Genomic DNA, 1,711 nt, shown 5'->3' with positions numbered 1-1,711 from the left:
ACTGCTCTTTAACAATTTATCAGACAATCTGTGTGGGCACTCAAAGTGACATGGATTCTTAACGTCCTCGGACGAAAAATGAATACCAAGTCTCTGAGTGAACACGTAATTCATTACGAAGTTTAATTCACGAGCATCAAACTTTTAAATTGAAGAGTTTGATCATGGCTCAGATTGAACGCTGGCGGCAGGCCTAACACATGCAAGTCGAACGGTAACAGGAAGCAGCTTGCTGCTTCGCTGACGAGTGGCGGACGGGTGAGTAATGTCTGGGAAACTGCCTGATGGAGGGGGATAACTACTGGAAACGGTAGCTAATACCGCATAACGTCGCAAGACCAAAGAGGGGGACCTTCGGGCCTCTTGCCATCGGATGTGCCCAGATGGGATTAGCTAGTAGGTGGGGTAACGGCTCACCTAGGCGACGATCCCTAGCTGGTCTGAGAGGATGACCAGCCACACTGGAACTGAGACACGGTCCAGACTCCTACGGGAGGCAGCAGTGGGGAATATTGCACAATGGGCGCAAGCCTGATGCAGCCATGCCGCGTGTATGAAGAAGGCCTTCGGGTTGTAAAGTACTTTCAGCGGGGAGGAAGGCGACAGGGTTAATAACCCTGTCGATTGACGTTACCCGCAGAAGAAGCACCGGCTAACTCCGTGCCAGCAGCCGCGGTAATACGGAGGGTGCAAGCGTTAATCGGAATTACTGGGCGTAAAGCGCACGCAGGCGGTCTGTCAAGTCGGATGTGAAATCCCCGGGCTCAACCTGGGAACTGCATTCGAAACTGGCAGGCTAGAGTCTTGTAGAGGGGGGTAGAATTCCAGGTGTAGCGGTGAAATGCGTAGAGATCTGGAGGAATACCGGTGGCGAAGGCGGCCCCCTGGACAAAGACTGACGCTCAGGTGCGAAAGCGTGGGGAGCAAACAGGATTAGATACCCTGGTAGTCCACGCCGTAAACGATGTCGACTTGGAGGTTGTGCCCTTGAGGCGTGGCTTCCGGAGCTAACGCGTTAAGTCGACCGCCTGGGGAGTACGGCCGCAAGGTTAAAACTCAAATGAATTGACGGGGGCCCGCACAAGCGGTGGAGCATGTGGTTTAATTCGATGCAACGCGAAGAACCTTACCTACTCTTGACATCCAGAGAACTTAGCAGAGATGCTTTGGTGCCTTCGGGAACTCTGAGACAGGTGCTGCATGGCTGTCGTCAGCTCGTGTTGTGAAATGTTGGGTTAAGTCCCGCAACGAGCGCAACCCTTATCCTTTGTTGCCAGCGGTCCGGCCGGGAACTCAAAGGAGACTGCCAGTGATAAACTGGAGGAAGGTGGGGATGACGTCAAGTCATCATGGCCCTTACGAGTAGGGCTACACACGTGCTACAATGGCGCATACAAAGAGAAGCGACCTCGCGAGAGCAAGCGGACCTCATAAAGTGCGTCGTAGTCCGGATTGGAGTCTGCAACTCGACTCCATGAAGTCGGAATCGCTAGTAATCGTGGATCAGAATGCCACGGTGAATACGTTCCCGGGCCTTGTACACACCGCCCGTCACACCATGGGAGTGGGTTGCAAAAGAAGTAGGTAGCTTAACCTTCGGGAGGGCGCTTACCACTTTGTGATTCATGACTGGGGTGAAGTCGTAACAAGGTAACCGTAGGGGAACCTGCGGTTGGATCACCTCCTTACCTTAAAGAACCTGCCTTTGTAG

Annotated in this window: 1 rRNA gene; it reads left to right on the top strand. The window is 53.2% G+C overall.

Features of this window, described 5'->3' with window-relative positions:
• The first annotated feature begins 146 nt into the window (after positions 1 to 146).
• Positions 147 to 1,688: ribosomal RNA gene (locus IM282_RS21760) — 16S ribosomal RNA — on the top strand.
• The last annotated feature ends 23 nt before the right edge of the window (positions 1,689 to 1,711 follow it).

Origin of the sequence: Enterobacter cloacae complex sp. P29RS, from assembly GCF_014893445.1 — a bacterium.
Classification (GTDB): Bacteria; Pseudomonadota; Gammaproteobacteria; order Enterobacterales; family Enterobacteriaceae; genus Enterobacter; species Enterobacter intestinihominis.
This window is presented reverse-complemented; position numbering and strand designations above follow the sequence as displayed.